The following is a 19,494-nucleotide window of genomic DNA, read 5'->3' as shown; positions in this document are numbered from 1 at the left end:
GCCAAATTCGGTAGTAGGATAGAGGTTTAGATGTATCAACAGCTATAAAGGAATAAAGTTGATGAAGCACAAGCCATTTATGATCCTCGTTGCTCTGATGATTTCTACGCATGCCTACGCCCAAAGAGATGGTGGACGAGATGCGGGGCGTGGTGGGAATAATGGCTACGGCAATAACAACAACTACGTCGTTGTTCCCTACGACGCGGGTAATCTTGCCGGTAACCCCAATAGCAATCAACCAGTTACCGTGATGAATGGTCCAAACGGCTCGACTCAAACCCAGGTTGGCACCACAACCTACTATTCCCCTGGGGGTAGTTCGGTGACGAACGGGAATCGCACCATTTACTCCAATGGTACAAATTGCGTAGTCCAGGGTAATAAAAAGACCTGTAACTAGCTAAAAACCCTAATCCTTATGGATCAAAAAACTCAGATGGAGACCCTCTTGCACGATTTGGGTCAGCCACTACTGGCTATACGCTTAAATGCTGAATTATTAATGCACGCCCTTGCGGAATCAGGCTCCGATCCGATTCAGAAGAAAATCGAGGCTATCTTGCAAGCAAGCCAAGAATCCATGGATATTGCAGCCCAAATGAGCGCCTTAGAAAATAAAAAATAGCTAATTAAATCAATGCTTTAACTTGCATTTGAGTAGATTAATTAGAAATTTTCCCCCTTGGAGCTTAAGTTTTGAGTCTGTGGACCGTAAAAGATGGTGAGGGCTTGTAAGTTTGGTTGGCCCGGATAGAAGCCTCAGGGTTTCGTAACGTAATTGATTAGAGAGGATAACAAGTTTAAGGAGGTTATATGGATATGCAAATAACACCTTCAGCTCCTGTTTCTGGTTTTGCTACAGTCAGCGAGTCACAATCGCGCCAAGGATACTTGGGTGCTTTGGCCGCTGCTTTGCGAAATGGTGACGTTACTGCTGCGCAGCAGGCTTTAATTGAATTACGTGGCGTTGGCGGTGGCGTTAGTCCTGATAGTCTTTTTGAGAAGATTGATAATTCAATCAAATCCACGAGGTCTGATGATTTAAAGTCAGCTTCCCAGGCTTTGGATGAATATAGAAAGTCTGGTTTGACTGAGGTTAATAACCCTCAAGAGCATATTCCTGGCGCGCAAAAAGCACCAATGCCAATTCAGCTGATGGCTGCCTCCGGTACGGGTACTTTGATTAACATCAAGGTCTAATGGCAACAAAAGCCATCTGAAATTTCAGTTTAAGTCTGAAATTTTGAAATAAGCCATAAAAACGGCCTTATTCTTTGAATTAAAAATCCCCACATTGTTTTAAATTGGTAGCTTACTTATCAGGATAGCCAAAGTCCGTCCATTTGCAGGCTGGGGCATCTTTAAACAAGGATCATATGATTGCGACTACCGAGTCTTCTGTGGATTTAAGCACCTCTGAAATCTTTCTTGCGCGCAATTCCGTGTTTGATCGTTCGGGCAGGGTAATGGCCTATGAAATGCTCTTTCGTTCTCGTGAAAGCGTGGACGAAGGGCGGCCCGATGATTTAGCAACCAGTACCCAGGTCATTGTCAATTCAATGAGTCACTTTGGCTTAGAGGGAGTGCTGGGCTCTGCCGATGGCTTTATTCATGTCACTGAAAAGCTGCTCATGAGTAACACCTTGGAAATTCTGCCGGCTCAGCGCATCATTCTCGAAATCATGCCGGACGTTTCCCTCAATACGGAAATGCTCAAGCGCTTACAAGAGCTTAAGACAGCTGGTTTTCGTATTGCGCTAGTAGATACTAGCTTGGGCAATGCCGCGCAAGTAAATGGCGTGGGTGAAAGTATCGACACTATTTTGCCTTTGATTGATATTGTCAAAATCAGCTTGCAAACTACTTCTCTTGAAAATGCCGCTGTTTTGATCAATCGCATTCGTCAAATTGCAAGCCCGATTTTCTGGGCAACCCAGGTCAAGACTGGTGAAGATCTGGCCGCTTGCAAAACAACAGGTTTTGGCTTGTTCAGTGGACCCTACTTTTCTCAGCCTTTGGTAATGCGTAGTAAAAAACCACAAGCTTTACAAGTGAGCCTCATGAAAATTGTAGGGCTCCTATTTAAGGACGAAGGAATTACAACCTTAGAGCCACTTTTTAAGGCTAACCCTGATCTGACATTGGGCCTGTTTCGTTTAGTCAATTCTGTTGGCGTGGCAGGGCATTTGCAAATTAGCTCTGTACGCCAGGCTTTGGTCACTTTGGGTCAAAAGCAACTATTGCAATGGATGTTGCTCTTAATCTATACAGAGGCTGGAAATGCCGCCACTTCAGAATTGCAGCGTCGAGTAGTGAATCGTGCCCGCTTAATCGAGCTGCTCTCTCAACATGAAGATATTACCCAGCCCGGATTAAGTGATCAGGCTTTTGTGGTGGGCCTACTTTCTTTGGCGCACAAGGTGACGGGTCAAACTTTAGAAGAGGTGCTTAAGCATATTCACCTGGCAGAGCATTTACAAAATGCCCTCTTGCACCATGAAGGTATTTTGGGTCAATTACTCGTCTTAACCGATGCGATCGAGGCAGCTGACTTTAGTCGCATGGAAGCTTCTAGGAGTCATCTAGGAATTTCTGCACAATCGCTCACGGATTTGCAGCTGCAGGCAATTCACTGGACCAATGAGCTCGATCGTCAAATGACTGCAATGAAGGGCTGATTTACAGGTAAATTTGTCATTTTCGGCAATTCTGAAGATTTCGTTAGAATGTCATAGAACTAAATTGAGACGGCTTTTATGACATTAATGAAGCACCTACGTATTGCACTTGCAGATGATCACGCGATCATTCGCGAGGGTCTAGTCCAGGTGCTCAATACGCATCCCGGTATTGTGGTCGTCGCGGAGGCTAAGTCAGGTAAAGAGGCTATGAAGTTAGCCGACAATCCTGACTTGGATTGTTTGGTTCTCGATATTGATTTGCAGGACCGCAATGGCATTGAGGTGATTAAAGCTATTCGTCGTAATAATCAAAAGTTACCTATTCTGGTTCTATCAATGCATCCCCCTTCGCAGTATGCTGCCCGAGTTTTATCTGCGGGTGCCTTGGGATATATTACTAAAAGTGAACCCACTCAGGAGTTGGTCGTGGCGATTCGCCGTGTTGCCACTGGCGCGAAATATATCAGCCCAGTTGTCGCGGAAATTTTGGCGGATCGATTTGGGGATGCCCAAACTGCAGGGGATCCACATCAGTGTCTATCTGATCGTGAGCATCAATTTATGATGATGGTTGCTACTGGATTGACCGTCAATGCGATTGCTGAAAAGCTGAGTCTTTCGCCTAAAACTGTCAGCATGTATCGCGCTCGGACACTGAAAAAAATGGGCATGAAAACGAATGCGGAGTTAGTGCATTACGCAATTAAAAACAATTTATTAGCTTAATTCGGGTCTTTGCAGTATAAAAGTTCCTGTTGACCCCTTAATTAATCTAGTTAAACCGCTTTTACGGGTCTTATATTGGAATTGTTTGGACTCAAAGTTTTGTAGTATCTATATTGGATAAACAAGGTTTTCATACGATCACAGCAATCGCTTTTACAAGTCAAAATTTTAATGCCCAATAGCGATATGCTCTCTCTCTATGAAGCTGTGACTGAAATCAGTCAACAGATGCTTCAAGCTGCTCGTCAAAAAGATTGGGATGGCTACGGTAAATTAGAAATTCTGTGTCAGGGATATATTCATCAAATTCCGGTGCATGGTGAGCAAGCTCCCCTTACTCCTGAAGCACTTGAACGAAAAATTGCCTGCCTCAAAACAATCCTATCAAACGATAAAGAAATTATGGATTTAATGCAGCCTTGGATGTTGCGCTTGTCAGACATCATGAGTGGTCAGTCTTTCAAGAAATAAGTAGATAGAGTATGCCCACGAATCCGATTGGTGGTATCAATCCAACGGTCGCTCCAGCGGGAATAGGGCAGTCTAGTCAGGCTTCCTTAAGGGTTGGCTTGGAGTATGTCGGAAAAATTATCTCCTTTGATCCTGCTGGAATAGCGGAAGTGCAAATTGGTGACCAAGTGTTTGGTATGAAGCTGGGCAATAATTTTGCAGTCGGAGATGTGCTGCATTTTCGCTTTCTTGGCAGCGATCCAAACCCTACCTTTCTATTATTAAGTGCGGGTGCCAATCAATCCGCGTTTGAAAATGTCATTTTGAGCGGTACGAGTTTGTTGATTGCCCAATTGCAAGATGAAGCGCAGTTACAAGGACAGCTCTCAAAGGTCGAGAGTTTGCTGCCTCCTATGCTACAAAACCCCCAAAACTCTCAGCTTACTGCGGCTCAATTACAAAACGCTATCGTGATGAGCGGGCTCTTCTATGAATCGCATTTGGCTAACTTTGCTAAAGGCAAATGGCCTTTAAATGCTTTGATGAAAGAGCCTCAAAATCGCCCTAATTTCAATGCTTCGCAAATCGTTAATAAACAGTTAGATGCCTTAGAAAATCAAACCATCCGCTGGAATGGAAACGTCTGGCCAGGCCAGCAGATGGATTGGCGGTTGACATACGAAGAAGATCAGTCTTCCCCCTTATCCTCTGGTGATAATCAAGATCAAACGATTGTGAGTGTGATTGAGTTAGATTTACCTAAACTAGGTAAAGTGCAAGCTCGCTTAAGCATACGCGCCAATGTCTTGAGTGTGCAATTAAAGGCCGATAAGTCTCAGACGGAAAACTTGTTTAGAAATGAAATATCAGAACTAAAAAATACCTTTAACGCTAATGGTCAAGAGTTTAAGGCGATGGAGGTATTGACTAATGGATAAAGCCAAGATCTTAGAGCAGGCTGTAGCCTTGACTTATGAGCATGGTGAATTTGCGCCCAGAGTCTTAGCAAGCGGCAAAGGCTTGGTAGCAGAGCAAATTATTGCCAAAGCCAAAGAACATGATATTTATATTCATGAATCTAAGGACCTGGTGGGTTTGCTCATGCAGGTCGATCTTGATGAGAATATTCCCCCTGCTTTATACCAAGCCGTTGCTGAAATATTAGCCTGGCTTTATCAGCTAGAAAAGCAGGCTTAGGGAATGACCTGATACAGTAATGCAATGGATTGCTAAAATATCAGTAGCCAGGTAAGTAATTGAGTGTCAAACCTATATTGGATGAGTTGAAAAATATGTCTGTATCTATTGAAAGTACTCTCATTCTAGAAATGAGCGCTGTTTATAATGCGCATTTTATGAAAAATGCTAATGCGGGCGAAGCCCTAGTGCATATGATGGAGATGTGCAATACGCTACACCCGAAGCTCAGATCAGTGAACCCTAAGGAGGTATTGGCTTTATTATCCTTTGGCAAAACCTTTACCAGCAGAGCGCAGTTACGAAACTTTGCAGTAGATGTGATTGTCTATCTAGTGGGCGAGGTCGTGGGTTCCAAATACTCGCACTCTGAGTTGATTGAAGTAACCCAACAAAAAATTACTAGCTAATTATCACTATTGCAGTTGTAACAGGGTGTTAGATCTGCATATTCATAATGTCGTGATAAGCAGATACGAGCTTATTACGAACCTGTACAGTGGCTTGAAATGACAGGCTGGCTTTTTGTGTTGCTACCATGACATCGGAGAGGTTGACGCTGTCATCGCCTAAGGCAAAGTTTTTGCCTAGATCTACTGCTTTAGCCTGGTGTTGGTTTACTTGGTCAAGTGATGACTTGAGGGCAGTTGCAAAATCAATCGAAGGGGTAGTTTTAGGACCATCCCCGTTGGTGATGCCTTTAATACCATCTAGACCCTGAATTGGTGCAGCAAGGTTTGCAGGGGCGGCAGAAGACGCAGCCTTTAATTGGGCCAACATTGCTTGAATACGCCCTGAATCTATAGCGCCGACACTCATGATGGAACTCCTCACTGAAACTGAACAATGGAAGTAATGTATCAGCAAAGAACGGCAGCAGTTTTGGCAATAAGAAGGAAAAAAAGGCCTTATTCCTTCAATTGAAATGAAATTTCCCTATTCATAATGACGTCTAAACATCATATTTATTTAGGGCGTATTGGAGAAATCATGCAAAAAACCGATCTTATCAGTTTCCAGAGTGTTCTTCAATCTGCCTTTTCATATCACTAATTGGCTGGGAAAATTGCTATGGAAAGCTTGTTAGCGCGCTTAAATTTGCAGGGCACTAGTAAAAAAGTGCTTCTATCAGCAGGGATCGCTGCGGTTGTTGCCGTGATGGCGGTCTTTTGGATCTGGAGTCAAGGACCTAAATACAAAGTGGTGTTCTCCAATTTCAATGACAAGGATGGCGGCTCCATTGTTGCTGTTTTAGAACAGCAAAATATTCCTTATAAATTAGCCGATGGCGGTTCTTCCATTCTGGTACCAGCAGATTTGGTGTATCAGACCCGACTCAAATTAGCGGCTATGGGCTTGCCTAGGGGCGGTAATGTGGGTTTTGAACTTCTTGAAAATCAAAAATTTGGGGTTTCTCAATTTGTAGAGCAGGTGAACTTTCAGCGCGCCTTAGAGGGTGAGCTAGAGCGTAGTATTCAATCGATCTCTGGAGTAGAGGGCGCTCGAGTGCATCTGGCAATACCTAAGTCATCAGTATTTGTTCGTGATGCGCAAAAACCAACAGCTTCAGTTTTAGTGAAATTAATGCAAGGCCGCACACTAGACCAACATCAAGTAAGTGCAATAGCCCATTTGATTTCTAGTAGCGTGCCAAATTTAGGTCTTAGCAATGTTGATATCCTTGATCAAAATGGTAGCTTGCTTTCGGATGTAAAGAAGGGTGGCTCCAAAACTTTGGACACAAATCAACTGAAATATGTTGAAGATTTGCAAAAAAATATCGTGTCGCGAGTTCAGGCAATTATTACTCCTATCGTAGGCGAGAAGAATGTGCGCGCCGAAGCTAATGTAGAAATCGATTTTTCAAACACTGAAGAGGCTAATGAAATTTACAAGCCAAATCAAAAGCCTGAAGTTGCCGTCATTCGTAGTTTGCAGACTAATGAGTCTATTGTGCCCTCAGGCTCAAACAATGGTGGCGTACCAGGTGCCTTAAGCAATCAACCCCCTGCAAATGCAACTGCACCTTTGAATACAACTAACAATGCTCCTGGCGGTGCTGCTGCTGGCGCAGGTGCTGCTGCTCAAAATCCGATGAGCACGCAAAGAAATTCGATTACGAATTATGAAATTGACAAAACAATTTCGTTTACCCAAAAATCGATGGGCGGAGTGAAGCGTCTCTCAGTAGCAATCGTAGTCAACAATAAAGCTGACGTTGACGCTGAAGGTAAGCCAACGACACGTCCGTTAAATGATGCTGAAAAACAGCAGATTATGGATTTAGCTAAACAAGCTATGGGCTTCAATGAGGCTAGAGGCGATAGCTTAAGCGTGGTGAATACATCGTTTACCCCAGCAAAAGAGGCTGACATATCTGAATTACCAATCTGGAAGGACCCCGTTTATATCGAAATGGCCAAAAATATTGGTCAAATTGTTCTAGGCTTGATCGTGCTATTTGTGATGTATCGCAAGGCAATCAAGCCGATGTTGGCCAATTTACTGGCGCCAGATGAGGCTCCCGTTGAATTTGACGACAATCTTGACGAAAATGGCAGACCAATACCAAAATTAACTCCGTATCAAAAAGACCTCAAGGCTGTGCAGGCTTTGGCTAAGGAAAATCCAAAAGTAGTAGCTGACGTGGTTGCGGGTTGGGTAGGAAATAGCTAATGGCAACAAATCCAAACGAGAGCAGTGTTCTTAAAGCTGCTATTTTGATGTTGGCCCTCGGTGAAGAGGGCGCATCTCAAGTGATGAAACACGTCTCGCCGCGAGACGTGCAAAAGCTAAGTGCTGTCATGACAACTCTGCGCAGAGTTGAGCAGGCTACAGTAGCTGATACCTTACGTGATTTCTTTAGTTATGCCGGTGAGGGCGCATCTCTTAATATTGATACTGATTCATTTACTCGGAATGTTCTAACCCAGGCCTTAGGCCAAGAAACTGCTTCCGGCTTATTTGAGCGTATCTTAGAGAATAAAGATTCTGAAGGTATTGATAACTTGAAGTGGATGGATGCCACAGCTGTCGCCGATATAATTCGTTATGAGCATCCACAAATTATTGCCACGATTTTGGTGCATCTTGAGCCAGAGCAGGCCTCACAAATTTTGACCTTGTTTAATGAAGACTTGCGCAAAGATACGATGTTGCGGATTGCTACCCTAGAGGAAGTAAAGCCTCAAGCACTTAAAGAATTAAATGTGGTACTTGCCCGATTATTGAGTGGGGCGCAGACTTCTACCAAAAAACAAATTGGTGGTATTCGTGCTGCTGCAGACATCATGAACTATATAGGCCAAGCCCCACAACAAGTTTTAATGGATCGTATTAAAGAATACGACATTGAAATTGCAGAAAAGATTAACGATGAAATGTTCACATTTGACGACATTATCAATATTGATGACCGCGGAATCCAGACCATCTTGCGCGATGTTCAATCAGATGCATTAGTTACAGCCCTCAAAGGTGCAAGTGCTGAATTGCGTGAAAAAATCTTCAAGAATATGTCTTCTCGTGCAGCCGATATGATGCGCGATGACTTAGAAAACAAAGGCCCTGTAAAACTCTCCGAAGTTGAAGCGCAACAAAAAGAAATCCTAATCGTGGTCAGGGGCTTAATTGAGGATGGCTCGGTGATGTTGCCGGGTGCCGGAGGTGGTGAGGATTACCTCTAATATGGAAACATCTCGTGCTTGGCCTAAAGCAATAGGCGAATCTTTTTTTACTGATCTCATTCCGACTAAGCCCGCAGTGAGGCCTGAGCCTAGTGCTTCACAGTCTATTAGCTTCTCTCCTGAGAAAATTAAGGAGATCTTAGATAAAGCCTATTTGGATGGCTATGACCGTGGCATGAAAAGCGGTCACGAAGCCGGCATGAATATGGCAAATGAAAAATTGGCAGTTGAACAAGCCGATTTGAAAAATCTCATGAATGGCTTTTCCAATACTGCTAAGGAAAAAAGTAAGGTCTTGTGTGAAGACGTATTAGCGCTATCTCTCGACATCGCCAAAGCAATGCTTAAAGAGCATCTCAAGGTTAATCAAGAGGCAATTCTCCCTATCTTGCGACAGGCCACTAATAGCCTCATTGACAGCGAAGGGCCACTGCATCTCAAGTTAAATCCTGAAGATGTACAGATTGTGCAGAAATATCTCCAAGCCGAATTAAATCATTGGCAGATAGAGGAAGATATTTGCATTGAACGTGGCTCTTGCATTATCGAAACGTCTGGTAATACTGTAGACGCTACACATGAGAATCGCTGGCGTCTGATTTGTGATTCTTTGGGTCAAAATCATGATTGGCTGGCAGAAAAATCATGACTGTTGCCAACCAATTAGATTCGTTCGGTATTGATCAATCCCACCTGAATCTAGATGGACTTCTCGATAACTACTTACGCCATTGCTCTAGTGCAGTTTCCACTGTAAATAATGTTGAAGTTGCTGGACGTGTTACAAAGGTAACGGGTTTAGTAATTGAAGCCGGTGGAATATATTTACCCATTGGGAGTGTGTGTGTGATTCCAATGGGTGACGGACAGCAGGTTGAGGCTGAGGTAGTTGGCTTTGATCATGGGCGCCTATTTTTGATGCCCCAAAGTAGCATTGAAGGGATTGCTCCTTCTGCTAAAGTTATTTTGAAGTCAATGCCTATTCGCACTTCACAATTTCATAAGCCGTTTGATCACAACGATGATTCCCCGCAGAATGAAAGTCGGGTTACTCGTTTACCCGTTGGCGATCATCTGCTGGGGCGTGTACTCGATGCTGCTGGAGTGCCCTTAGATGATTTAGGTCCCCTGCAAGCAGACCATTTTGCTCCTTTGCAATCTGAACCAATCAATCCTTTAAAGCGTGCACCCATTGATACGATTTTGGATGTTGGTGTGAAGGCCATTAACAGTTTGCTCACAGTAGGGCGTGGTCAAAGGATGGGCCTATTTGCGGGCTCTGGTGTGGGTAAAAGTGTCCTACTTGGAATGATGGCTCGCTATACCGATGCTGATGTCATCGTGGTCGGTTTGATTGGTGAGCGTGGTCGCGAGGTCAAGGAATTTATTGAACACATTTTGGGAGAGGTTGGTCTAGCGCGTTCAGTAGTGGTTGCAGCCCCTGCAGATGCATCGCCTTTGATGCGTTTACAAGGCGCCAATTATTCAGCTACGATTGCGGAACACTTCCGCAGTCAAGGTAAGCATGTCTTACTCATTATGGATTCATTAACCCGTTTTGCTATGGCCCAGCGTGAAATTGCTTTAGCTCTAGGTGAGCCACCAGCAACCAAGGGTTATCCACCTTCAGTTTTTGCAAAACTACCCAAGTTGGTAGAGCGCGCAGGTAATAGTGATGTCGGTGGTGGATCGATTACCGCCTTTTATACTGTTTTGACCGAGGGCGATGATCAGCAAGATCCGATTGCCGATTCAGCGCGAGCCATTTTGGATGGTCATATTGTGCTGGATAGAACTCTAGCGGAAGCAGGCCATTATCCAGCGATTGATATTGAGCAGTCGATTAGCCGGGTGATGCATAGTATTGTGGATACTCAGCACCAGCAATCGGCTCGCAAGCTCAAACAGCTCAGCTCTAAATACAGTCGCAACCAAGATCTGATTAATGTAGGTGCTTATGTCCCTGGAGCAGATGCTGTTTTGGATGAAGCGATTCAGAAACGTATAAGTATTGAAAGCTTCTTGCAACAAGATTTTGCGACACAGTGCAACACCCAAGAAAGTATCGAGCAGCTTAATCAGATTATTACGCAGCAAGGTTAATCATGGCGAATATCCTCAATGGCATGAATACCCTCTTAGAACTTGCTAAACGTAATCTAGATAATGCTGCCGAAAGATTGGCTAAAGCAAATCGGGATGCTGCACAGGCACGTGATCAAGAAAAGCATTTGCAAAACTATCGTGGCGAATATATTGATCAGCGAAATGCGTTATCGCTGGAGGGTGTTACTGCTACCGATTTGCAAAATTATATGCTGTTTTTGAAGAATTTAGACCAAGCGATTGTTAGTCAGGGTAGTGCCATTCATCAATATGATGAAATCGTTAAGCATCACTTAGCCTATTGGCAAAAATGTCAGGCTAAAAAAAGATCATACGAAGTTATTATTGAAAGAAATCAATTACAAATGCAAAAGCTGGCAGCTAGACGCGAGCAAAAGCAAATGGATGAGTTCAGCAGTAATCAACGCCGCTTTTTATCTGCCAATAATTCTAGCGCTTAAAACACTGCTATGAATATCGATCTCAAAGCTCAAGCACAATCTTTACTCAACACCAGTGTTGGGCAGGAGCCTGGAATGCAGTCTAACTCCAATGCTGCCAACGCTTCAGCTTTACCCATTTTTAGTCAGTTACTTTCTTCCCAAGTAAAGGTATTTCAAGAGCTAGACGCTAAAAATACAGTGAACACTGCACAGCTTCTATCGCCTAATATTGTCCAGGCCAGTAAATTACAGGCGAAAGATAACCCTCATCAAGAAGAGGTAAGGGCTTCGGTTGCGAGGCAGGCAGATGCCTTTGTGAATATCTCTAAATTAGGCGAAGTTAATTCATTTCAAGCGTCAGCAACGCAAAGCACAAACATGAAGCAGGCTCATACAGAGTTTGCTTTTGCCAAACTGGCGGAAATGCAAGCGCAAGCCAAAAATATGCGCGTTATTTCAAAGGGGTCAGGTTTCAGTTCTGATGCTGAGATTCTGCAAGCTCAGGCTAGACGCTTAGGCTCTTCTCAAGCATTATCCAAGAACGCGACAATGGAGATGCCAGGCAAAGATCCGCTAGCGCCCAAGAAGAATGCAAATCTTGAAAGCGAAGCAATTACCGCTATGGGAATTTCTGCATCAGAAAATCGGGGTCAGGGCAGTCAAGCTGGCGGTAGTGGCGAATCAGAGTTTGGTAATGCACCAATTCAAGCCAATATGATGCATGGCCAAGTCCATGCCCAGTTTGGTTCTTTACAGTGGAGTGAAGAGATCTCCCAGAGAATGATTTTGATGGTTGGTGCTAATATGCATTTAGCCGTTTTAAATCTCAATCCTGATAATCTTGGACTTTTAAAAATTGTGATTACCGTTAAAGATCATCAGGTCAATGCGACTTTTGTGTCGAATAATGCGGACGTGCGCCAAGCTTTGCAAGATGGCATAGAACAATTACGGGTCTCAATGAGCCAAGCTGATCTCATTTTGGAGCAGGCGAATGTCTGTTCTGGTGCTAGCTTTGAAGAAAGTCAGGCTAGCGTTCTCGCTGCCCAAAATCAGCCTGGTTCAATTCTTTCATCTGAGCACCACAGTGCGCTAAGCCAGCTACTCAATGAGCAAGCAGCGAAGGGTGGGAAAGTTCAGGATCAAGGTCTGCCAATGCAGTACGATGGCATTGTCAGCGTCTTTGTGTAATTCATTATGGCCACTTATCAACTCATCTACGTCAGCTCTGCAACAGAGACTTTTACTCGAGAAAAGTTTCTGGATATGGCTTTTCTGATGAGTAGTGAAAATACCAAGGTCGGCATAACCGGCATGTTGGTATTTAAAGATGGTAATTTCATGGAGGTTCTGGAAGGTGAAGAATCTGCTATTAAAGCGCTGTTTAGCAAAATAGAGCAAGATTCTCGTCATACCCTAGTAAGCGTGATTCAGGAGGGTGAAATCAGTGCCCGTGAGTATCCCAGCTGGGCAATGACCTTTTATAACCCTAAAACTGAGGAATACGAGCATGTTGGCTCGCCGATTCAGTGGCAGGATAAACTGTGAAAGCAGTCATGAATAAACATCTCATCTGCCTTGGGATTGTCCAAAATCTAGAACTAAGGGCAAAAACCCCCTTTATTCTCCGAATTGAATCTCTAGACCCCCTATAAAATCGAACGATGACTGATTTAGGCTTACCTAGCTCTTTTGGCAATTCTCTGAACCCCGGCTTTTTAGCTAAAGGGGTTTCTGCTGAATTCCACGGCCCTACAGGGGGACAAGCATCCGCTGTAGAGGGTTCTTCGGCTAGCTTTGTTGATAGTTTGGGTAGTGTTTTGGGTAAAACGCTATCCGGCGGATTAGCCCTTGCATCTCTGGGTAGTTCAATTGCTTTGCCTGGAGCCTCCTTGGGCCTTTCTAAACTGGGCGATGCGGCTGCAAGCACGCTTTTACATGGCTTACTCAGCGCCAGTAAACCCAGTGCTGACCAGAGTACATTGGCTGGCATGACCGCTGCCGCAAGTCAAATATTGCCACGCCATCCTTATCAACCTCAGCCCGCTGCCTTGCCAGGCACCAGTTTTATTACTTCAGCATAAGCTTTTTCTAAATAAATCCCTACCTTGGGATTGGTATTTCCAAAGCAAACCCCCTCCGAATCAACCCTAAAAGCACTATCTAAATGCCTTTATAAGGGGTGTTTCTACCTCTTTTCTGAGTATCTAGTGTCATGATTTCCCTCGATAATGAGGAATCATTTTCACAATGGAGCGGTAAATGGCAGAGAACGAACAGGCAGTTAAGCCTAAATCCAAAAAGATGTTATTCATCATCCTAGGCGTTGTGCTTGCATTGGCTATTGGTGGTGGAGCAGCCTACTATTTCTTGGTCATGAAGGCCGACTCTAATACAGCAGAGTCCAAACCAAAGACTCCTGAACTCCAAATTTTCGTTCCTTTGGAAGCATTTACCGTGAATTTACGACCAGAGAGCACTGAGCCTCAACAGTATTTGCAAACGACTTTAAATCTTCAAGTTCCTTCTGAAGAGATGAGCGCCAATTTAAAATCGCATATGCCAGAGTTGAGAAGCCGTATTTTGTTTATTCTCACCAATAAAAAAGCCTCTGAAATTACCTCAGTCGAAGGTAAAAATACCTTGATCACTGAAATTACTGAGGAACTTCAAAAACCTTTTAGCGGTAGTCAGTCAGAACAAAAAATTACTGGCGTCTATTTAACTTCTTTCATTATTCAGTAAGCACGAGCCCATCATGGCAGATGAAAATCTCACCGAAGGTGAACTTGACGAGCTGTTAAAAGACGTTGAGTTAACTGAAGAGCAAAAAAATGTCCAAGTGCAGGAGCAAAGCCTGCAGGGCGTACAAGTTAAGGCATTTAATTTAGGCACCCAAGAGCGCCTGGTTCGTGGCCGTATGCCCACGATCGAAACAGTACATGAGCGTTTTATCCGTTTGTTTCGAATCACGGCCTCTAATTTATTTGGCCAGCTTGTCGAAGTAAAAACAACTGCAACTACAACCTGCAAGTATGGCGAGTTGTTAGCAAGACATAGCCAACCTAGCAATATTAATTTGATCAAATTGAAACCACTGCGTGGTACAGGTTTGTTGATCATGGATCCCAATTTGGTGTTGTACACCGTTGATAATCTCTTTGGTGGTGGTGCACGTTTTCCAGTATCAATCGAGGGTCGTGAATTTACGGCTACTGAGATGCGGATTGTAAGTACATTGTTGAAAACTTTCTTTGGTTCCTATAAAGAAGCATGGGCCCCAGCATACCCTCTTGAATGCGAGCACGTTAGCTCAGAAATGAATTTATCATTCGTCAACGTTGCGATGGCAAGCGAGTTGATGTCAACCACCACTTTCACAATTGTGATTGGTGAAACGAATTACGAGATTGAGTTGTGCGTTCCCTACATGACGCTCGAACCAATCATGGATGTCTTGACATCACAGACTCAGGGCATGGTCTCTGAGCATGATCATATCTGGGAACTGAGTTTGCTAGAGCAGGTACAAGCAGTTGAAGTAGAGGTAGTTGCTAATTTAGGTAATAAAACCATGTTGATGGAAGAAATTATTGCCTTAAAGAATGGCGACGTTATCCCCTTATCTTATTTAGCAGAAATTCCTGTGACAGTAGATAACGTACCTGTATTGTCCTGTCGCTATGGGATATACAACAACCAATACTCATTGCGAGTTGAAAAACTCTTAAAACCTGACGCATCTGAATACATTAAAGGAGCCAATGATGGCAAATGAAATTGAATCCGGCAATCAAGAGGGCGCCGAAGTGTTTAATGAACTGGAAGGGGGCGAAAAGTCCCAGCCACAGGAAAAGGATTTGGAATTTATTAAAGATATTCCAGTCCAGTTGTCTGTAGAAATCGGCCGCACAAAAATTCCAATTAAGACACTGCTGCAGTTGACGCAGGGCTCTATTGTTGAGTTAGATGCTGCTTCAGGTGACCTGATGGATATTCTGGTCAATGGCACGATGATTGCTAAAGGCGAAGTAGTGGTGATTAATGAAAAGTTTGGTATTCGCTTGACTGAAATCATTACACCAATTGAGCGCATTCGTAAACTCAATAAGTAAGCGATCTACATAAGCCGGAAAATAGGAATATGACACTCTTCAAAACACGTAACTGGGTAATACTATTAAGCCTCTTTTTTGCCGAAGTGGCGATCGCTCAGACTGCTCGTGTGCCAGAGTCGGATGGTAGTCCGTTTAGGGTGATTCTGGGCCTTATTTTAGTATTGGGCTTGATTGCTGGGTTAGCTTGGGCGATGAAAAAACTCAATCATGCCAAAATTGGCAATCAATCTGTCGCAAAAATTGTTGGTGGTGTGAGTGTGGGGCCGCGTGAGCGTGTGGTGGTTGTTGAAATTGGAGGCAATTGGGTGGTTGTTGGCGTGGCCTCAGGCCAAGTCAATAGCTTGGCTAATTTCAAGGTATCGGATCTTGATTTTAGCGATGGTTACGAAGAGACGCCATTCTATGAAGATGAGGCTATGCCAAACTCTCAGCAGAGCAGTCGTGCGCAACGCCAACCAGAACCCCGTTTTCAATTCAGAGCTGAATTTGATGAAGAGCAATCTTATGATGCATCTAAATCTCCAGAAGATACTCGCAATTTTCAAAGCAGCTTTAAACCACAAACCAATGCTGCCAAATTTCACAAAGAGAATGTGAAGCGGTTTTTACGAAAAATCTTAAAAGTGGGTGATGGCAATGAGTGATTTAACAGAATTCAAACCCATTTCTCTTAACGCAAAGACAATATTTTGGGCGCTATGCTTAGGTTTTGCATTGGCTTGTATTTTTTACACAATTCCAAGTTATGCAGCGAATAATTCATCCCTGAATGTTTTATCTAGCTCTGCTGGACCTGGCGGTAGTCAGAACTATAGCTTGAGTCTCCAGACTCTGATTCTGCTCACTTCTTTATCTTTTTTACCAACCGTTTTATTAATGATGACCAGTTTTACGCGCATCATTATTGTGCTCTCTCTTTTGCGTCAGGCGATTGGTGCACAGGCAACCCCACCTAACCAAATCTTGTTGGGCTTAGCTTTATTTTTAACCTTTTTTGTGATGGGGCCAGTATTTGATCGAGTCTATAACGAGGCGTATCAACCGCTCAACGACAACAAGATCACCATGCAGCAGGCTCTAGAAAAAGGTTCCGTACCGATTCGAGAGTTCATGCTTAAGCAAACCCGCGAAACTGATCTGGCTTTGTTCTTAAATATGTCTGGCAAGAAAGTCGCTTCACCGGATGACATTCCGATGAGTGTTTTGGTGCCTAGCTTTATGACTAGCGAACTGAAAACCGGCTTTCAGATTGGCTTTAGTATTTTTATTCCTTTTTTGATCATTGATATGGTGGTCGCTAGTGTGCTGATGGCCATGGGCATGATGATGGTCTCACCAGCGATTATTTCATTACCGTTCAAACTCATGCTGTTTGTGCTGGTTGACGGGTGGCAGCTCTTACTGGGCTCCTTAGCAGCCAGTTTTGCTTCTTAAATAATGGTAGTAAAAACTAAATAAACAGATAAAAATAGATAAATAAGACTAGGACTACAGTCATGACTCCAGAATCAGTAATGAATATCGGACGCCTTGCAATGGAGACAACCCTCATGGTTGGCGCACCTTTGCTCTTAGTATCGCTAGTATTAGGTTTGATTATTTCAGTCTTTCAGGCAGCAACCCAAATCAATGAAGCGACTTTGTCTTTTATTCCAAAACTACTGGGTATATTGCTAACACTTTTGATAGCAGGGCCTTGGATGATTTCTGTTCTAGTGACCTATATGCGCGGTATGTTTAGTAATTTCTCGCTCTTGATGGGCTAAAACCATTTATTTCTACCCATGCTGACGCTCAATAGCGAACTCATCCAAGCTTGGGTTGTCATGATCCTAATACCGCTCACGCGGATTCTGGGCTTTGTGGCCATCGCTCCCTTTTTTGGTAATCAAGCAGTCTCACCGCAAATTAAAGTGGCTATGGGTATTTTGCTCGCCATGGTGATTGCCTCCGCAGCACCAGCAATGCCCAATATTGACTTACTCTCCTTGAGTGGTGTTTTGATTGTTATCGAGCAATTAATCATAGGCTTGGCAATTGGTTTTATGGCACAGATTATCTTTAGTGCCATTGAGTTTGCCGGGCAAGTGAGTGGCATGACTATGGGATTTGGTTTTGCAACCAATTACGATCCTCAATCGGGCGGCACAACCGTGGTGATTAGTCAACTGATGGGTATCTTAGCGCTGCTAGTCTTCTTAAGTATGAATGGTCACTTGATTATGATTTCTGCGCTACTGCAGAGCTTCTATGACTTTCCTGTCACTCCGCAAGCCCACATGATAGATGGCATGATGATTGCTCTATGGGGTGCTAAGCTATTTAGTATCGCTTTGCAACTCTCACTGCCCATCGTTGCAACTTTACTCATTACTAACCTTGCCTTAGGTATTTTGACAAGGTCTTCTCCACAGCTCAATATTTTTGGCATAGGTTTTCCGTTGACCCTATTAGTCGGATTCTTAGTAATCATGTTGATGCTGCCTACTCTAGCTGCCCCTTATCAAATCGTGATTGAGCAGGGGATTGAGGCTAGTAAAAATATGTTGAAACTTAGATAAGGATTAAATGATGCCTTCCACAACTAGTCAGAATACTGAAGAAATCTTTCAAGCGGCCTTTGATCTTCACCAGCAAGGAGATGTTGAACGGGCTAAGAGGATCTATGAGAGCATACTTCTTGTCGAGCCTAATCATTTTAATAGCTTGCATATGCTCGGGGTAGCCCTTATTGATGAAGATCCATCATTAGCGGTTGCGATGCTTAGTAAGGCAATTGAAATTGACCCCACTTTTGCCGAATGCTTTAACAATGCTGCAACTGCGCTCATTAAGCTTGAACAATATTCATTGGCTATTGATTGCTGCGATCAGGCAATTGCCCTTAAGGGCGACTATTGGGAGGCTTATGCTAATCGTGGTGAGTCTTTAAGAGGCATGCAGCTCTGGACCGAAGCTTTAATTAGCTATGACTTGGCAATTGATTTAAAAAAAGATGAAGCCAGGCTTTACTCCAATCGAGGTAATGTTTATGGTGAATTAGGAGATCTAGACAATGGGCTAATGGATCTTAATAAAGCCATTACGCTAGATTCTGCTAATTCTGAGGCTTATTTAAACAGAGGAAATTTATACCAAGACCTTGGTATGTTGGATTTAGCCTCCCAAAATTACACTAAAGCAACTGAATTAAATCCCAATCTAGCTGATGCACACTTTTGTCTTGCCTTATTGCAACTTCAAAAAGGCAACCTTGAAGAGGGATGGACAAATTATGAATGGCGTTGGAAGCGAAAAAAACTGGATAGTAAGCCAATTGTTACTTCAAAACCAAAATGGCAGAAGGATAGTGAATGCCAAAGGGTTTTAATTTGGGCGGAACAAGGAGTGGGAGACCACATCTTTTTTTGCAGCTTATTAACCGAAATGAGTAAATTGGTTCCAAATTTGCTATTACAAATTGACGAGCGCTTAATCCCAATATTCGAGCGATCTTTCCCAAAAATCAATTTTTTCCCAACAAGCTCCATAATTGATGAGTCTCTTTATGACTTACAGATACCAATTGGCGATCTAGGGGCAATATTTTTATGTAAAAAAGAGAATTTTGATAATGAGAAAAGCGCCTATTTGTTTGCTGACAAGGATCGGGCAAGCAAAATTAGACAATCTCTATGCCCCAATGAGGAGACTTTGATTGGCATTTCTTGGAAGAGTAAGAATAAATTATCTGGATTGAAAAGATCAATAAATCTCTTAGAGTTGGCAAAAAATCTTCATGCACCTGGCGTGAAGCTCGTTAATCTTCAGTATGGAGATGTGAAAGATGAGCTAGAAGAATTAAAGCGAAATCATGGAATAGAAATTATTCAATGCCCAGAGATCGACAATATGAATGATTTGGATGGCTTGGCTGCACTAATAGAAGCCTGCGATAGAGTGGAGACTGTTGATAATACGACGGTTCACATCGCAGGGGCAATTGGAAAAGAAACTGTACTACATCTAAACAGCCGAAGTAATTGGAGATTTTCAACTGCAAGAAATCATTTCTTCTACAGCAGCGTAAAAATTACTTAATAGA

The 19,494-nt window shown here is 43.3% G+C and carries 26 protein-coding genes; 25 read left to right on the top strand and 1 reads right to left on the bottom strand.

Features of this window, described 5'->3' with window-relative positions; all coding sequences use genetic code 11:
- Nucleotides 1-79 precede the first annotated feature (79 nt).
- The 9 genes from AOC07_RS06045 (at nucleotide 80) to AOC07_RS06005 (ending at nucleotide 5,467) form a co-directional block, all read left to right on the top strand.
- A complete protein-coding gene (locus AOC07_RS06045) occupies nucleotides 80-403 on the top strand; it encodes a hypothetical protein (RefSeq protein ID WP_215357109.1) in 324 nt (107 codons plus the stop codon).
- Between the two features lie 18 nt (nucleotides 404-421).
- The gene (locus AOC07_RS06040; protein ID WP_215357108.1) at nucleotides 422-628 is read left to right on the top strand and encodes a hypothetical protein; all 207 of its coding nucleotides are present in this window, start codon (nucleotides 422-424) and stop codon (nucleotides 626-628) included.
- A 188-nt stretch (nucleotides 629-816) separates the two neighbouring features.
- Entirely contained in the window at nucleotides 817-1,203 is a 387-nt protein-coding gene (locus AOC07_RS06035; RefSeq protein ID WP_215274134.1) for a hypothetical protein, read from the top strand.
- Nucleotides 1,204-1,379: 176 nt separating this feature from the next.
- Nucleotides 1,380-2,681 carry an EAL and HDOD domain-containing protein gene (locus AOC07_RS06030; protein ID WP_215357107.1) on the top strand — a complete coding sequence of 434 codons (1,302 nt, stop codon included), beginning with the start codon at nucleotides 1,380-1,382 and terminating at the stop codon, nucleotides 2,679-2,681.
- Nucleotides 2,682-2,759: 78 nt separating this feature from the next.
- A complete protein-coding gene (locus AOC07_RS06025; protein WP_215357106.1) occupies nucleotides 2,760-3,410 on the top strand; it encodes a response regulator transcription factor in 651 nt (216 codons plus the stop codon).
- Nucleotides 3,411-3,581: 171 nt separating this feature from the next.
- Nucleotides 3,582-3,881 carry a flagellar protein FliT gene (locus tag AOC07_RS06020; protein WP_133092081.1) on the top strand — a complete coding sequence of 100 codons (300 nt, stop codon included), beginning with the start codon at nucleotides 3,582-3,584 and terminating at the stop codon, nucleotides 3,879-3,881.
- Nucleotides 3,882-3,892: 11 nt separating this feature from the next.
- Entirely contained in the window at nucleotides 3,893-4,798 is a 906-nt protein-coding gene (locus AOC07_RS06015; RefSeq protein ID WP_215357105.1) for a flagellar hook-length control protein FliK, read from the top strand.
- Nucleotides 4,791-5,057: an EscU/YscU/HrcU family type III secretion system export apparatus switch protein gene (locus AOC07_RS06010; RefSeq protein WP_215357102.1), complete on the top strand. Its 267-nt coding sequence runs from the start codon at nucleotides 4,791-4,793 to the stop codon at nucleotides 5,055-5,057. The genes AOC07_RS06015 and AOC07_RS06010 overlap by 8 nt, the downstream gene beginning before the upstream one ends.
- Nucleotides 5,058-5,215: 158 nt before the next feature.
- Nucleotides 5,216-5,467, top strand: a complete 252-nt coding sequence (locus AOC07_RS06005) for a hypothetical protein (protein ID WP_215357100.1) — start codon at nucleotides 5,216-5,218, stop codon at nucleotides 5,465-5,467.
- A 28-nt stretch (nucleotides 5,468-5,495) separates the two neighbouring features.
- Here the strand turns inward: AOC07_RS06005 and fliE are convergent, their stop codons facing one another.
- Nucleotides 5,496-5,876, bottom strand: a complete 381-nt coding sequence (gene fliE, locus AOC07_RS06000) for a flagellar hook-basal body complex protein FliE (protein ID WP_215357098.1) — start codon at nucleotides 5,874-5,876, stop codon at nucleotides 5,496-5,498.
- Nucleotides 5,877-6,128: 252 nt separating this feature from the next.
- Here fliE and fliF point away from each other — a divergent pair, with 252 nt between their 5' ends.
- The 16 genes from fliF to AOC07_RS05920 all read left to right on the top strand — a co-directional run bounded on the left by fliF (nucleotide 6,129) and on the right by AOC07_RS05920 (nucleotide 19,490).
- Nucleotides 6,129-7,733 carry a flagellar basal-body MS-ring/collar protein FliF gene (fliF, locus tag AOC07_RS05995; RefSeq protein WP_215357096.1) on the top strand — a complete coding sequence of 535 codons (1,605 nt, stop codon included), beginning with the start codon at nucleotides 6,129-6,131 and terminating at the stop codon, nucleotides 7,731-7,733.
- A complete protein-coding gene (gene fliG / locus AOC07_RS05990; RefSeq protein WP_215357095.1) occupies nucleotides 7,733-8,743 on the top strand; it encodes a flagellar motor switch protein FliG in 1,011 nt (336 codons plus the stop codon). The genes fliF and fliG overlap by 1 nt, the downstream gene beginning before the upstream one ends.
- Before the next feature lies 1 nt (nucleotide 8,744).
- Nucleotides 8,745-9,392, top strand: coding sequence for a FliH/SctL family protein (locus tag AOC07_RS05985; protein WP_215357094.1), 648 nt, complete (start codon nucleotides 8,745-8,747; stop codon nucleotides 9,390-9,392).
- Entirely contained in the window at nucleotides 9,389-10,846 is a 1,458-nt protein-coding gene (fliI, locus tag AOC07_RS05980; RefSeq protein ID WP_215357093.1) for a flagellar protein export ATPase FliI, read from the top strand. Before AOC07_RS05985 ends, fliI begins: the two co-directional genes overlap by 4 nt.
- A gap of 2 nt (nucleotides 10,847-10,848) precedes the next feature.
- Nucleotides 10,849-11,310, top strand: a complete 462-nt coding sequence (gene fliJ / locus AOC07_RS05975; protein WP_215307993.1) for a flagellar export protein FliJ — start codon at nucleotides 10,849-10,851, stop codon at nucleotides 11,308-11,310.
- A 9-nt stretch (nucleotides 11,311-11,319) separates the two neighbouring features.
- Complete coding sequence (locus AOC07_RS05970) at nucleotides 11,320-12,483, top strand: flagellar hook-length control protein FliK (RefSeq protein ID WP_215357092.1); 1,164 nt, start codon at nucleotides 11,320-11,322, stop codon at nucleotides 12,481-12,483.
- A 6-nt stretch (nucleotides 12,484-12,489) separates the two neighbouring features.
- Entirely contained in the window at nucleotides 12,490-12,840 is a 351-nt protein-coding gene (locus AOC07_RS05965) for a BLUF domain-containing protein (protein ID WP_215298399.1), read from the top strand.
- A 116-nt stretch (nucleotides 12,841-12,956) separates the two neighbouring features.
- Nucleotides 12,957-13,376 (top strand): hypothetical protein, encoded by a 420-nt coding sequence (locus tag AOC07_RS05960; RefSeq protein ID WP_215357091.1) that lies wholly within the window; start codon nucleotides 12,957-12,959, stop codon nucleotides 13,374-13,376.
- A gap of 178 nt (nucleotides 13,377-13,554) precedes the next feature.
- Entirely contained in the window at nucleotides 13,555-14,037 is a 483-nt protein-coding gene (gene fliL, locus AOC07_RS05955; protein WP_215274837.1) for a flagellar basal body-associated protein FliL, read from the top strand.
- 13 nt (nucleotides 14,038-14,050) lie between these two features.
- Nucleotides 14,051-15,070: a flagellar motor switch protein FliM gene (gene fliM, locus AOC07_RS05950; protein WP_215357090.1), complete on the top strand. Its 1,020-nt coding sequence runs from the start codon at nucleotides 14,051-14,053 to the stop codon at nucleotides 15,068-15,070.
- The gene (gene fliN, locus AOC07_RS05945; protein ID WP_215357089.1) at nucleotides 15,057-15,407 is read left to right on the top strand and encodes a flagellar motor switch protein FliN; all 351 of its coding nucleotides are present in this window, start codon (nucleotides 15,057-15,059) and stop codon (nucleotides 15,405-15,407) included. Before fliM ends, fliN begins: the two co-directional genes overlap by 14 nt.
- 29 nt (nucleotides 15,408-15,436) lie before the next feature.
- On the top strand, nucleotides 15,437-16,054 hold the full coding sequence (gene fliO, locus AOC07_RS05940; protein WP_215357087.1) for a flagellar biosynthetic protein FliO: 618 nt from the start codon (nucleotides 15,437-15,439) through the stop codon (nucleotides 16,052-16,054).
- The gene (gene fliP / locus AOC07_RS05935; protein WP_215357085.1) at nucleotides 16,047-16,844 is read left to right on the top strand and encodes a flagellar type III secretion system pore protein FliP; all 798 of its coding nucleotides are present in this window, start codon (nucleotides 16,047-16,049) and stop codon (nucleotides 16,842-16,844) included. Before fliO ends, fliP begins: the two co-directional genes overlap by 8 nt.
- A gap of 62 nt (nucleotides 16,845-16,906) precedes the next feature.
- Complete coding sequence (fliQ, locus tag AOC07_RS05930; RefSeq protein ID WP_215357083.1) at nucleotides 16,907-17,176, top strand: flagellar biosynthesis protein FliQ; 270 nt, start codon at nucleotides 16,907-16,909, stop codon at nucleotides 17,174-17,176.
- Nucleotides 17,177-17,194: 18 nt separating this feature from the next.
- Nucleotides 17,195-17,971 carry a flagellar biosynthetic protein FliR gene (gene fliR, locus AOC07_RS05925; RefSeq protein WP_215357081.1) on the top strand — a complete coding sequence of 259 codons (777 nt, stop codon included), beginning with the start codon at nucleotides 17,195-17,197 and terminating at the stop codon, nucleotides 17,969-17,971.
- A gap of 7 nt (nucleotides 17,972-17,978) precedes the next feature.
- On the top strand, nucleotides 17,979-19,490 hold the full coding sequence (locus AOC07_RS05920) for a tetratricopeptide repeat protein (RefSeq protein WP_371816710.1): 1,512 nt from the start codon (nucleotides 17,979-17,981) through the stop codon (nucleotides 19,488-19,490).
- Nucleotides 19,491-19,494: the final 4 nt, after the last annotated feature.

Source organism: Polynucleobacter sp. UB-Raua-W9 (genome assembly GCF_018687435.1).
Lineage (GTDB): Bacteria > Pseudomonadota > Gammaproteobacteria > Burkholderiales > Burkholderiaceae > Polynucleobacter.
The sequence above is the reverse complement of the archived record's forward strand: the minus strand, read 5'-3'. Positions and strand labels throughout refer to the sequence as shown.